This window comes from uncultured Winogradskyella sp. (assembly GCF_947496485.1).
GTDB lineage: Bacteria > Bacteroidota > Bacteroidia > Flavobacteriales > Flavobacteriaceae > Winogradskyella.
Genome location: NZ_CANMCZ010000002.1, coordinates 24216 through 37641 on the forward strand (window position 1 = coordinate 24216; position 13426 = coordinate 37641).

The following is a 13426-nucleotide window of genomic DNA, read 5'->3' on the forward strand; positions in this document are numbered from 1 at the left end:
AGTTTAAAGACCACAAAAATTGCGGTAGAGGACAAGATGCTGAGCAGTAAATAAATCAAAAGAGATCTTTTTTAATTTTGAATAAATCCACAACATCCTCTCTGGTTTCATCAATATTCCAAGTATGAAATCCTAATTTTTCAGCCGTATCAGTATTGTCTTTTGTGTCATCAATGAAAAAGCATTCGTTTGAAATTAAATTATTTTCTGCTAGAACGAATTCAAAAATATCTGTATTTGGTTTTCTTAGATGAATTTCTTGAGATAAATAAAATGCATCAAAGCAATTTTTAAAATTATTATAGAATGGCACTGAGTCTTTTATACAGTCAATGTGCATATCATTGGTGTTACTTAAGAGTATGAGTTGGTATCTGTTTTTCTGAGCTAGATTGTTAATAAAATCAAATCTATGCTTAGGAAAGTCCTTTATTATAAAGTTCCAAGCATCAACAATTTCGTTGTCAGTTAAATTTGAAAATTTTGATGCGTAAAATTCAATAAACTCTGAAGTTGAAATCTTTCCAATTTCATATTTAATATTGGTTTCAAGCATGTCTGTTTCAAAAGTATCTGGATTAAATAAATTTAGAGCATTTTGCATAGCTCCTTGCTTATCTAGATTGATAAAAACATCACCAAAATCGAAAATTAATGTTTTAATCTTTTGCATAGATTCTTAATAAATCATTTTTAATCTTAGATTCATAGATCAATTTTCCTTTTAATTTAGGTGCTTTAATGCCAGTTTTAAATTCAATATCTCCTGTAAAAACTCTAGCTTCGTCCCAAAGGTTTTCATCTATAAATGTTTGTAATGTTTTTAATCCACCTTCAATAATTATAGAATTTATATTGTTTTGGTAAAACAAATCAGTAATCTGAATTGCTATAGGTTTAATAAAATCTACGTTTTGTTCATTTACAATAAAAGTTTCAGCTTGAGCATTAAAAACATTAAGAGTAAGATTCAATTTTGAAGTTCTATCAATTACAACTCGAGTGGGATTGTTTCCTTCCCAATCTCTAACAGTTAAACTCGGATTGTCTTCTAAAACAGTATTGGTGCCAACTAAAATAGCTTGTTCTTCTGAACGCCACTTATGAACCAGCTGACGAGAATAAGAATTTGTAATCCAAACTGGTTTTTTTTCATCTTTATATATAGGCGCAATAAAACCATCTTTAGTTTCTGCCCATTTCAATATGACATAAGGACGTTTCTTATTATGAAAGGTAAAAAAACGTTTGTGATGTAGTTTACATTCTTCTTCCAAAACACCAACAATAACTTTGCATCCAGACGCTTTGAGTTTTGCAATACCTTTACCAGCAACTTCAGGATTATCGTCCATGCAGCCAATTATAAGTTCAGGTATTTTGTGTTTTATGATTAAGTCACTACAAGGAGGTGTTTTTCCAAAATGGCTACACGGTTCTAAAGTAACATATAGTGCACTTTTGCTTAATAGAGATTTGTCTTTTATAGAATTTATAGCATTTACTTCGGCATGGTTACCACCATATTTACTTGTAAATCCTTCACCAATAATTTCATCATTATAAACTACAACAGCACCAACCATAGGATTTGGTCTTGTGATCCCTAAACCGTTTTTAGCAATTTGCAAACAGCGTTTTATGTAAAATTCATGTTTATGCAACTTATAGTTTAATTTTTAATTCTTGAGTTTCGTCAACAGTGTAAGTAGATGAATACCCTAAAACTTTGTATTTAATATCCCCTTTGTATTGTACTTTTAGTCGTTGAGAAATTAAGCTTCCCAATAATCCCCCTAAACTTTTTTTATCAATAATACTATCTGTTGCAACAGCAACAATAAGTGGAATGGTAAAATTCTTTTTTGAAGGTACATTAAACTCGTCTGAAACAACTTTTGCAACTTCCGTGTCGTTAATAAAAACCTTTAAATCATCTGTTTTTAAAGTACCACCTACATCATTTGGATTAATAAATAGTGCATCTGCACTTAATGTAATCGATTGAATATTAGAGTTTACAACCTTAATATTTTCTAAACGTATAAACTCTGGTTTTTCGTTAACTGAACAGTTAAAAAGTAGTGTAAAAAATAGGCAAATGAATAAGATTCTTTTAAACATAAAACAGGAATTATCTTTATCTTCATACCGAACTAAATTCAGTAAAAATTAAAAATTGAGTGCGTAAAGATACTATTGTTATTCGAGAAATAGAATCGGAAGATGATTCAAAAATTGCAAAAGCTATTCGTTCTGTTTTAATAGAAATGGGTGTGCCAAAAGTGGGTACAGCTTATGAAGATTTAGCTTTAGATTGTATGACAGAAACCTACAATAAACCAAATAAGGTTTATTTCGTTGTTGCTAAAGGCAATTTGATATTGGGAGGAGCAGGAGTTTCCCCTTTAGATAACTACGAGGGTAATGTCTGTGAATTGCAAAAAATGTATTTTATGCCAGAGGCAAGAGGTAAAGGATTAGGAAGCAAAATGATGGCTAAATGTTTGGAATTTGCAAAACAAGTTGGTTTTGAGCAATGTTACTTAGAAACATTGCCATACATGGAAGATGCTAGGAAATTATACAGAAAAGTTGGTTTTAGAGGTTTGGAAAATCCTATGGGAAATACAGGTCATTACTCATGCACAGAATGGATGCTTAAAGATTTGTAATTGTGCTGTTAAAAGACCTTCAAAATATATTTCACATTGAGTTAGATGCTATTTACGGTAAAAATGAAGTGGATAGTTTTTTCTTTTTATGCATAGAGCACTATTTAGACTTGCCACGTTTTCAGTTGACTTTACAACCGGAATTCACTATTTCAAAATCTGAAACGAATACTTTTTTTAAAGTTCTAGAAGATTTAAAACAACAAAAACCTATACAATATATATTAGGTGAAACGGAATTTTATGGATTACCATTTATAGTAAATAAAAATGTGTTAATTCCTCGCCCTGAAACTGAAGAATTGGTTGATTTAATTATTAAACGTCATTCGGAACGAAGCAAAGAATCTCAACTTAAAATCTTGGATGTTGGCACAGGTTCGGGTTGTATAGCGATTACCTTAGCTAAAAACCTAACAAATACACAGGTTTATGCTTTAGACGTGAGTAAGCAAGCTATAGAAGTTGCTAAAGAAAATGCGAAATGGAATAATGTTATTATTACATTTATTGAAACAGATATTTTAAATGAGAGTTGTCATTCTGTATTTGATACGGAATCTAAATTTGACATTATAGTGTCCAATCCACCATACGTTAGAGAGCTCGAAAAACGAGAAATGAAACCTAATGTACTAGACAATGAACCTCATTTAGCTTTATTTGTTGAAGATGAAAACCCATTACTGTTTTATAAAACTATTACGGATTTTGCTGCTGATAATTTGGAGCTAAAAGGTGAATTGTATTTTGAAATTAACCAGTATCTTGGTGACGAAACCAAACAGCTATTACTAGATGCTAATTTTACAGATGTAGAGTTATTAAAGGACTTAAATGGTAGTAATAGAATGCTAAAAGGAACAAAAAAATAATATGAAGAGTATATCCGTATTTTGTGGAAGCAGCGAAGGGAATGATGAACAGATTATAAACAATGCTCAATCTTTAGGAGAAACATTTGCTAAACAAAACATTACTTTAGTTTATGGTGCTGCTAAAATTGGTTTAATGGGTAAAATAGCCCAAGCTGTAATAGATAATAAAGGTGAAGCTATAGGTGTCATTCCACATTTTTTAAAAACTAAAGAAATTGTACATAATGAACTTAGCGAGTTAATCGTAACAGATAATATGCATGATCGTAAAGTAATAATGTACGACAAAAGTGATGGTTTTATTATTATTCCTGGAGGTTTTGGCACTATGGACGAGTTTTTTGAAATCACAACTTGGGGACAATTAGGTTTGCATACCAAGCCTATAGGTATTTTAAATACTAATGGTTATTACGACGCTTTAATTGCGCAATGCAAAATGATGGTAGCACGTGGTTTTTTAAAACAAGAAAATTTAGATGCTGTTGTCGTAGATACTACAATAGACGGCTTATTAGATAAAATGTATAATTATAAACCATTGCCAGCACCAAAATGGTTGAATAAAGAAGGTTTATAAATTCTTGCTAAAGCTGGAATTTCATACTATGAAAAAGCTGATTTACATATTTATTATTGCCTTCTCGTTTTCATGTATACGTGAAAACACAAGTAAAACAACATCTGTTATAGAAGAGATGGTGGTTGTTTCAGATTCGACTTTAAATGAAGAAGAAGCTCAAGAAAAATCGAAACCTAAAAAGACTGAAGAGCGATTGTATGATATTACAATTTATGATTATAAAGAAGAGTTAGGCAAGGATACTATTGTCAATTTTGACTTTTTAGAAAGTGATCAAATGTTATTCCCAAGCTTTAATTATGAACCTCTAGAAAATAGAATAAAACCAGATACACTTAGTATGTTAACAACTAATATGGAAGTAGTTATTGTGAAATCTAAATTTGATAAATCAGATTCTGTTATTACATATGATAAGGATAGTATAAATGTTATGACTATAGATGGTCATCAACTTATTGGGGCTGATAATATACCTTCAGAATACATCTCAGATTTGTATTTAAATATGAACGGAGATATTGTTAAGGTCGATAAGAAATATTATGAAGATTTGTATGAACCAGATTTTATAAGAGCTAAAGCCTATTATAATGATAATGAGATAATAATTGAAATGAATAATGGTGATGGTTATTTGGGTTATAGTGTCAATCTTTTTATAGATAAGTTGAAAAATATTAAACGAATAATATACATACCTTGAATATGAATATTAAAGATAAAATTCAATCACTCAGAGAAGAACTCAGACAACACAATTACAATTACTACATTTTAGATAATGCTACCATTAGTGATTACGAGTTCGATATAAAACTAAAAGAACTTCAAGCTTTAGAAGACGCTAACCCAGAGTTTTTTGATGTCAATTCACCAACACAACGTGTAGGTGGCGAGATTACCAAGAATTTCAAAACTACGGTTCACGATTTTAGAATGTATTCTTTAGATAATTCGTATTCTAAAGAAGATTTATTGGATTGGGAGACTAGAATTAAGAAAATGGTCGATGGAGATGTTCAATATACCTGTGAGCTCAAGTACGATGGCGCATCCATGAATCTTACTTACGAAAATGGAAAACTAATTAGAGCAGTAACTCGAGGTGACGGAGTACAAGGTGATGAGGTTACAGCTAATGTGAAAACTATTAATACAGTTCCGCTACAATTAAAAGGTGATTATCCTGATCGGTTTGATATTAGAGGGGAAATCATATTACCTATTGAAGGTTTCTTAAAAATGAATGAAGAACGCATTGCAAATGACGAAGAACCATATAGAAACCCAAGAAATACAGCATCTGGAAGTTTAAAACTTCAAGATAGTGCTGAGGTTGCTAAAAGACCTTTAGAATGTCTGTTATATAGTATAAAAGGAAATAATTTAAATATTCAATCGCAATTTGAAGGTTTAGAAAAAGCTCGAGAATGGGGCTTTAAAGTGCCAAAAGAAGCTAAATTGGTTAATTCTATTGATGAGGTTTTAGAATATGCAGAATATTGGGATAAGCAAAGGCATAATTTGCCATATGAGATTGATGGAGTTGTTGTAAAGGTTAATAATTTATATCAACAAGATGAATTAGGTTTTACTGCTAAAGCACCACGTTGGGCAATGGCATATAAGTTTAAAGCAGAGCAAGTGTCTACAAGATTAAATGAGATAACCTATCAAGTCGGACGGACTGGTGCGATAACTCCTGTAGCGAATTTAGAACCTGTACAATTAGCTGGCACTATTGTAAAACGTGCATCATTGCATAATGCAGATCAGATTGAGAAGTTAGATATAAGAGAAGGGGACGAGGTATTTGTTGAAAAAGGAGGTGAAATTATTCCAAAGATTATCGCAGTAGATTTAAGTAAACGACCAGAGCACTCTAAACCAACTAATTATATAACTACATGTCCTGAATGTAAAACAGAACTCGTTAGGCTCGAAGGTGAAGCAAAGCATTATTGTCCTAATTATAATGGATGTCCACCGCAAGTGGTGGGAAGAATTCAACATTATATATCTAGAAAAGCTATGGATATAGAAGGTTTAGGTGGGGAAACTGTTGCGCTTTTAGTGAATGAAGGCCTGATTAAAGATTATTCTGATTTATATGAATTAACAGTGGAACAAGTCATTCCATTAGAACGAATGGCTGAAAAGAGTGCTGAAAATTTAATAAATGGTGTTGAAGCCTCTAAACAAATCCCTTTTGAGCGCGTTTTATTTGCTTTGGGAATTAGATACGTTGGTGAAACAGTTGCCAAAAAGTTAGCAAAACATTACAAATCTATTGATGCTTTAATGTTTGCTACAGCTTTAGATTTGGTTACCGTAGATGAAATAGGTGAGCGTATTGCAGAAAGTGTAGTAGAGTTTTTCTCGTCAGAAGAAAATAAGAGTATTGTTGAACGTTTAAAGGCTTCTGGTGTTCAATTAGAAATTTCGGCGGAAAAATTAGCAAACCAAACGGATAAATTGAAAGGCCTTTCTATTGTGGTTTCTGGTGTCTTTGAAACTATTTCTCGTAATGAACTTAAAAAACTCATTGAAGACAATGGTGGAAAAGTATCATCTTCCATCTCTTCTAAAACTAGTTATTTGGTTGCTGGTGAAAAAATGGGACCAAGCAAAAGAACCAAGGCTGAAAATTTAGGTATTAAAATCATCTCTGAAGTGGACTTTTTAAATATGGTTGCTATTTAGTATAACGTAAATTATATCACCCAATGAAATTGTTTTTAATATGCATGCTTTACTAAAAGAAAAAAGATTATTAGTATTATCACTATTGATTTTTACAAACGTTTTAGTTTGTATTGTTGGTAGTTTAGTAGATGCTAATTTAACTGTAAGAATTTCTAAGACATTAATTGTAGTTTTTACATTTGTAGTATATTTATTGTTTAGGGAAAAAGAAACTCTATTCTTAGGAATTTTTCTGTTTAGTTTAACACTGTCTGAACTTCTTCTACATTACTATTATTTTTTTAAGCATGATATCAGCATTATACTTCTAAACATTTTATCTGTGATTACTTATGTGAGTTTATTCAATCACTTAATCGCAAACGTTAAAATATCGGTTTTGTTCAAAAAATATTTGTGGCACAGTTTAATAGCTCTTTTTATTGGTATTTTTGCATTTCTTAAGTTAAATGAGTTACTAAACTATCATAACAAAATGTTTAACGATTTAAGTTTTGTAGTAGATCTAAGCTACAATATCTTTATTGTTTTGATATTGATATTCTCTTTTTTACATTATTTATACTACAAAAATAAAAAAGCACTTTTCTTGTTTTTAGGGGCTTTTGGTATTGCACTATCTAATTTTATTGAAGTTGTATCCTATTATGCTCAGGAATTTGTATTTCACTTGTTTGTTTTTAATACAATACTATTTAGTATTACCTTTTACTTTTTATTGAGATTTATTACCTACGAATATTTTATAGTTTTTAATAAAAAGTAGTTATTCACTTAGTTATATAATTGAAAATTTTCCTTTTCTTAAAGCCAGCTTAAATAAAAAACAGATGATAAAAGCTGAAAATTAAAATATTTCTATCATTGCAAGGTAATAGTTTTAAATATAATTGAAATAAATTCTTACTTTTAAATACATTACAACGATAAAATGTATTTTTTTGTCGTCTATTTGCTAAACATTTTTATATTTGTTTTAATTAATAAGGGATTAATTAATGATAGTAAATAGAATCTTAAAGGTAATATTATTGCTTTTAGGTGGCGTTTTCATTGTTCTTCAAAGTTTTGCTTATGAAGTTGAAGGAGCCGCTATAAGCTCATTGATGTTTTTATTGCTCACAGTCTTATATTTTAGGTGGACTGAGAATAAGTCTAGTTTTTTCTTATGGTTTTTAGCAACTTTTACGATTGCTCAGATTTTAAGCTTTGCTGCCTACTACCTCATACTAGAAGAAGGTCAAGTAGATTATTTATATTTTATAACAAATATTCTGTATATAATAGCTTATATCTTTTTGATTTCCAGAATTCTTAGAAGACTAGATATTAAAAAGGTGTTTTTAGAACATTCTATTCCGATATTGATATTAGTAGTATTAGATATTTTCTGTTTAGCCATTGTTGCTGAAACCACAGAAAACGTACTTTCTACAAGTCAAAACAATTTAGAGTATGCCTACAATGCTGTAATTATGGCCTTATTGTCGGTCGCATTGATTAACTATATGTACAGAAATGATAATAAATCGATGTTATTTTTATTAGCATCTATATTTATTGTGTTTTCTGAAATTATTCAGTTAGCCTATTACTATATTTTATTAGAAGATAATAACCTAGGCTTTATATACTCTTTCTTTATGGTCGTTGCATTTGTATTCTTCTATCTGCAATCGCAATTAGAGTTTACAGGTCCTATACCAGAATATAAAGACGAGTTAGAAGAAGTTTAATTGCTTGCCTATTACAGGTATTTCTTTTCGCTGGGAGTATAAAATTATACAGCTAAGAACAAAAGTAATAATTGCTGTATAGAACAACACACCACCATCACCTTTTACCTCAATACCTAGTTGCGTTAAGTGCATTAAAATTGCTCCTGTCATTAATCCAGTAGCTAACATTGCACCAGCCCAAATAGTTTTTGGGATTAATAATAGGATACCAGCGATAAGTTCTAAAATACCAATTCCAATTCTTCCATAAGGTTCTAAACCTACAGTTTCAAAAATGTAAATACTGTCTTCGTGACCAGTAAATTTAAAGCGAAGTGTTTGAATTAGAATAATAGCAACAGCAATGCGCAGTATTAAAATGATTTTACTAGATTTCATACGTTTTAGTTAGTTAGTTGAAATCTTAGACGTTTCAAATCGAGTAACTTACATAATCTCTAAACAATTATTGAGGCTCCATTTGATTTAACAGGCTTTCCTGATTCAAAATAGAAATCAACTTTTCCAAGATATAAACCATAAGCTCCAACTTGATTTACCAATACATTTTTACCAACACTATTCTTTTCAATTGTTGGTTTTGGTAAAAAAGTATGTGTATGACCACCAATAATAAGATCAATATCTTTTGTGGCTCTTGCTAAGTTCAGATCACTTACTCTGTTAGGATATTTTTTATAGTAATAACCAATATGAGATAAACAAATAACTAAATCACATTTTTGCTCATCTTTCAAAATACGAGTCATATCCTGAGCAGTTTCAATTGGATCGTTATATACAGTTTCCTTATACATATTTTTATCCACCAAGCCGTCAAGTTGTATTCCTAGTCCAAAGATTCCGATTTTAATACCATCTTTTATAAATACTTTGTAAGGCTTTACATGCGTATCCATTACCGTGTTTGAAAAGTCGTAGTTGGCAGATACAAATTCGAACTTGGCATGAGGTAACTGAGCATAAAGTCCATCAATACCATTATCAAAATCGTGATTTCCAATGGTTGCTAAATCATAGTCTAGCATACTCATAAGTTTAAATTCAAGCTCTCCACCGTAATAATTAAAGTATGGAGTTCCTTGAAAAATGTCTCCGGCATCTAGTAAGAGTGTATTGGGGCTTTCTTTTCTAATAGATTTTACCAATGTAGCTCGTCTAGCAACACCTCCTTTATTGGCATTTCGACCATCTTCTGGTCCAAACGGATCTATATGGCTATGAACGTCGTTAGTATGCAGAATCGTTATTTTCTTAGCATTAGAACTAAATGATTGTAACCCTAAACCACTTAAACCAACTAGAGCAGTTGCAGCTGTAGATTGTTGTATAAATTGTCTTCTTTTCATTATTAGTTATTGAGTTGAATAAAACGATTGTCGCGTTTTGGGTTCAAAGTGTCTGCCTTTTTAAAATAATCGATAAGGACATTTCTGATTTTATAGTCTAAAACATATAAACTGTCATTAGGATGAAAAAATGTCATTCTATCTCCACCATTGTAGAGGTAATCATTTGATGCTATATAATAAATTTTTGTTTTATCTATTTGTTTACCATCAACAGTGGCAGAACTAACTTTATCACTTGTGTCTAAAGTCAACTGAAGTTGATTAGAAACAGGATGCGCACGCTTGGCCTCAGCTAAATAGGTCATCATTTTTAAAACTTGTTCACCTTTTAATGCAACCACAACAACAGAGTTATCAAAAGGCATTACCTCGTAAGCTGTTCTTGCAGTAATATTTCCTTTGGAAATTATTGAGCGGATTCCGCCATGATTCAATAAAACAAAATCAATATTTTTTCCAGTTCGCTTATTGAAAATAGGATTACTTTCACTGTAAACCGCATCTGCCATAAGATTTCCAATAGCTGTATTTAATTCTCCATCATTTTTCGTATAGGTATTAACCGCATAGGAAATAACACTATCTAGATTTTTATTAACGTTTTCTCTATATGGTTTTATAAAATCTTCAATGGCCTGATCAGAAGCAATACTATCATTAATATCTATACGTTTTCCTTCTATTCTATTAAGATGAAAATTTTGATTACAAGAAAAAATTAGGAGTATAAAACTGAGTTTTAAAAGATGTTTAATAGTCATTGAATAACTTATATATAGTTTATAATAAAATATGAGTGCTTTTGTTAAATTTGCACAAAGGTTAAAGATAAATGATTTTAAAAGCATTTAAAGAAAAATCAATTCAAAAATATGTTAACAAGTTGTTGGCTACTCGAAAATCTTCGGTTAGTAACAATAAGGTGAAAACAGTTGCAGTGTTGCTTAATGCAAGTGAATTTCATGAGTTTGAAGTCTTTAGATTGTATTTTAAAGAATTAAATTTAACCTCTCCCAAACACAAAATAATAGCATTTACTTTAGATGACAAATTAGAACATAATAAATGGAATACACATTACAGTCCAAAAGATTTTGGGTGGAATGGAAAAATTAAAAATATAGACTTAGATACTTTTATCAATGAACCTTACGATGTATTGATTTGTTTTTACAAGAAAGAAGTCTTACAATTAGATCTAATTACAGCAGCTTCTAAAGCCAATTTAAAAGTTGGAATATCTAAAAGTGATGAACGTTTATATGATTTAATAATTGACGTGGATTTAAAGGAAATCAATGTCTTTAAGCAAGAACTAAAGAAATACTTAAATATTTTAAATAAATTATAATGACCAAATTTATAGGCACAGGTGTAGCTTTAATAACACCTTTTAATGCAGATTTAAGTGTCGATTTTGATGCTTTAGAGCGCTTGGTTGAACATAACATTGCAAATGGTACGGAATACTTAGTGATAAGTGGAACTACAGGAGAAAGTGTTACGGTTACTGCAGAAGAAAAGAAGCAATTAGTTTCTTTTATCACTGAGGTTAATAAAGGTAGATTGCCAATTGTTTTAGGTATTGGTGGAAATAATACAGCTAACGTCGTCAACGAGATAAAATCAACTGATTTTTCTGCAATAGATGGTATCTTATCGGTATCTCCATATTATAGTAAACCAACTCAAGAAGGCATATATCAGCATTTTAAGGCTATAGCTGAGGTCGCTCCAAAACCTGTAATTTTATACAATGTACCTGGTAGAACATCATCTAATATGTTACCAGAAACAACGTTAAGGTTAGCAAAAGATTTTGATAATATAATAGCAGTAAAAGAAGCAGGTAATAATGTGCATCAATATTTAGAATTATTGAGAACTAAGCCTAAAGATTTTTTAATATTATCTGGTGATGATGATTTAGCTTTAGGAGTTGCGCTAGCTGGTGGTTCAGGAGTGATTTCCGTCATCGGGCAAGCTTTGCCTAAAGAATTTTCCGAGATGATTCGCCTAGGAATTGCTGGTAAAGCTAAAAAGGCTTATGATATTCATTTTAAGTTAATGCCAATAATAGGACTTATTTTTTCTGAAAACAATCCTGCAGGAGTAAAAGCTGTTTTAAATGCCTTAAATATTTCTAAATCTTATGTAAGATTACCATTAGTTGAAGCAACAAATTATCTCAATAAAGAAATTGCTGATGCGTTAAAAACCTTAGGTAAAAGTTAAACTTAATATAAACTCTTATTATCACACAAAACAACGTCTATTTTAGCGAATAATATTTGTTTTTAAAATCCGTTAATAATGCGTACTTTTGCATTCTGTTTAAAATTTATGAAGAGAGGACTTTACATATTACTAATCAGTATTGTATTAATTTCATGTAGCGACTTTCAGAAAACGTTACGATCTGAAGATATTGCTGAGAAATTTACTATAGCTACTGAGCTTTTTGAAGCTGAAAAGTATAGTAAATCGTATAGATTGCTAGATCAGATTCTTCCAAAATATAGAGGCAAACCGCAAGCCGAAAAGTTAACTTATATGCATGCAATGTGTTCTTATAATTTAAAGGATTATTACATAGCAAGTTATCATTTTGATAAGTTTATAAGCTTATATCCGGCAAGTGAAAAAGCAGAAGAGGCTGCTTTCTTAGCAGCAAAAGGCTATTATTATAACTCTCCGGTGTATTCAAAAGAACAAAAAGAAACGGTGGAAGCGATTGAAAAATTACAATTATTTGTAAATGCTCATCCCAATTCTGAGTATTTAGCTGAAGCCAATACTTTAGTAAAAGAGCTAGATTTTAAATTAGAGAAAAAAGCCTATGAAATAGCAAGGCAATACAACTTAATCAAGGATTACAAAGCATCGGTTAAATCATTTAATAATTTTCTGTTAGAATTTCCTGGTGCATCATTAAGGAGTAAAGCTATGTTTTATAGATTTGATGCCGCTTATAACCTTGCTGTAAATAGTATAGATTCTTTGAAAGAGCAACGTTTAAATGAGGCGATTGGTTATTACAACACATTAAAAAGATCATATCCGAATTCAGAATTTTTGGAAGATGCCACAACAATGAATGAAGATTTACAACAACAACTAAATACGTTTACTACAAAAAGTTAATCATTATAACAATGGATTTAAAAAAGACAGACGCACCAGTGAGTTCTATAACTTACAACAGAAACGAAATTGACGCTCCAACTGATAATATCTATGAAGCTATTTCTGTAATTGCAAAACGTGCAGAACAAATTAATACAGATATAAGACGTGAATTAATTGACAAGCTTGAAGAGTTTGCTACTTACAACGATAGTCTCGAGGAAATCTTTGAAAACAAAGAACAAATCGAAGTATCTAAGTTTTATGAAAAGTTACCAAAACCACACGCTTTAGCAGTTAAAGAGTGGTTAGATGATAAGATTTATCACAGAAATACTGAGGATACTCAGGAATAATTCAAAAG

At 30.6% G+C, this 13426-nt stretch carries 16 protein-coding genes; 10 read left to right on the forward strand and 6 right to left on the reverse strand.

All coding sequences use genetic code 11. From position 1 onward, the window contains the following. Positions 1 to 55 precede the first annotated feature (55 nt). From Q0822_RS07940 to Q0822_RS07950, 3 genes are read right to left on the reverse strand one after another with little or no spacing between them, the layout of a single operon-like run. A complete protein-coding gene (locus Q0822_RS07940; RefSeq protein ID WP_299122342.1) occupies positions 56 to 673 on the reverse strand; it encodes an HAD-IA family hydrolase in 618 nt (205 codons plus the stop codon). Beyond that, entirely contained in the window at positions 660 to 1664 is a 1005-nt protein-coding gene (gene ribD, locus Q0822_RS07945) for a bifunctional diaminohydroxyphosphoribosylaminopyrimidine deaminase/5-amino-6-(5-phosphoribosylamino)uracil reductase RibD (protein ID WP_299122344.1), read from the reverse strand. Before ribD ends, Q0822_RS07940 begins: the two co-directional genes overlap by 14 nt. A gap of 1 nt (position 1665) precedes the next feature. Beyond that, positions 1666 to 2124 (reverse strand): LEA type 2 family protein, encoded by a 459-nt coding sequence (locus Q0822_RS07950; protein WP_299122346.1) that lies wholly within the window; start codon positions 2122 to 2124, stop codon positions 1666 to 1668. Positions 2125 to 2183: 59 nt separating this feature from the next. Here Q0822_RS07950 and Q0822_RS07955 point away from each other — a divergent pair, with 59 nt between their 5' ends. From Q0822_RS07955 to Q0822_RS07980, 6 genes are all read left to right on the forward strand, one after another. Then, positions 2184 to 2675 carry a GNAT family N-acetyltransferase gene (locus tag Q0822_RS07955; RefSeq protein ID WP_299122348.1) on the forward strand — a complete coding sequence of 164 codons (492 nt, stop codon included), beginning with the start codon at positions 2184 to 2186 and terminating at the stop codon, positions 2673 to 2675. A 2-nt stretch (positions 2676 to 2677) separates the two neighbouring features. Next, a complete protein-coding gene (prmC, locus tag Q0822_RS07960) occupies positions 2678 to 3550 on the forward strand; it encodes a peptide chain release factor N(5)-glutamine methyltransferase (protein ID WP_299122350.1) in 873 nt (290 codons plus the stop codon). Position 3551: 1 nt separating this feature from the next. Further along, positions 3552 to 4133, forward strand: a complete 582-nt coding sequence (locus Q0822_RS07965; RefSeq protein WP_299122352.1) for a TIGR00730 family Rossman fold protein — start codon at positions 3552 to 3554, stop codon at positions 4131 to 4133. Between the two features lie 28 nt (positions 4134 to 4161). Next, positions 4162 to 4842 carry a hypothetical protein gene (locus Q0822_RS07970; protein WP_299122354.1) on the forward strand — a complete coding sequence of 227 codons (681 nt, stop codon included), beginning with the start codon at positions 4162 to 4164 and terminating at the stop codon, positions 4840 to 4842. 2 nt (positions 4843 to 4844) lie between these two features. Continuing rightward, positions 4845 to 6842, forward strand: coding sequence for an NAD-dependent DNA ligase LigA (gene ligA / locus Q0822_RS07975; RefSeq protein ID WP_299122356.1), 1998 nt, complete (start codon positions 4845 to 4847; stop codon positions 6840 to 6842). Between the two features lie 1001 nt (positions 6843 to 7843). Continuing rightward, positions 7844 to 8581 (forward strand): hypothetical protein, encoded by a 738-nt coding sequence (locus Q0822_RS07980; protein ID WP_299122358.1) that lies wholly within the window; start codon positions 7844 to 7846, stop codon positions 8579 to 8581. On the opposite strand, the gene Q0822_RS07985 is transcribed toward Q0822_RS07980, so the two are convergent. From Q0822_RS07985 to Q0822_RS07995, 3 genes are read right to left on the reverse strand one after another with little or no spacing between them, the layout of a single operon-like run. Continuing rightward, positions 8567 to 8962 (reverse strand): DoxX family protein, encoded by a 396-nt coding sequence (locus Q0822_RS07985; protein WP_299122360.1) that lies wholly within the window; start codon positions 8960 to 8962, stop codon positions 8567 to 8569. The genes Q0822_RS07980 and Q0822_RS07985 overlap by 15 nt on opposite strands. A 59-nt stretch (positions 8963 to 9021) precedes the next feature. Then, positions 9022 to 9933: a metallophosphatase gene (locus Q0822_RS07990; RefSeq protein WP_299122362.1), complete on the reverse strand. Its 912-nt coding sequence runs from the start codon at positions 9931 to 9933 to the stop codon at positions 9022 to 9024. A 2-nt stretch (positions 9934 to 9935) separates the two neighbouring features. Further along, a complete protein-coding gene (locus Q0822_RS07995; RefSeq protein WP_299122364.1) occupies positions 9936 to 10697 on the reverse strand; it encodes a 5'-nucleotidase C-terminal domain-containing protein in 762 nt (253 codons plus the stop codon). Positions 10698 to 10768: 71 nt separating this feature from the next. Here Q0822_RS07995 and Q0822_RS08000 point away from each other — a divergent pair, with 71 nt between their 5' ends. The 4 genes from Q0822_RS08000 (at position 10769) to Q0822_RS08015 (ending at position 13418) form a co-directional block, all read left to right on the forward strand. Further along, positions 10769 to 11287 carry a hypothetical protein gene (locus Q0822_RS08000; protein WP_299122366.1) on the forward strand — a complete coding sequence of 173 codons (519 nt, stop codon included), beginning with the start codon at positions 10769 to 10771 and terminating at the stop codon, positions 11285 to 11287. Beyond that, the gene (gene dapA, locus Q0822_RS08005; RefSeq protein ID WP_299122367.1) at positions 11287 to 12171 is read left to right on the forward strand and encodes a 4-hydroxy-tetrahydrodipicolinate synthase; all 885 of its coding nucleotides are present in this window, start codon (positions 11287 to 11289) and stop codon (positions 12169 to 12171) included. Before Q0822_RS08000 ends, dapA begins: the two co-directional genes overlap by 1 nt. Positions 12172 to 12279: 108 nt before the next feature. Further along, positions 12280 to 13080 (forward strand): outer membrane protein assembly factor BamD, encoded by an 801-nt coding sequence (gene bamD, locus Q0822_RS08010; RefSeq protein WP_299122368.1) that lies wholly within the window; start codon positions 12280 to 12282, stop codon positions 13078 to 13080. Positions 13081 to 13091: 11 nt separating this feature from the next. Then, entirely contained in the window at positions 13092 to 13418 is a 327-nt protein-coding gene (locus Q0822_RS08015; protein ID WP_186847127.1) for a DNA-directed RNA polymerase subunit omega, read from the forward strand. Positions 13419 to 13426: the final 8 nt, after the last annotated feature.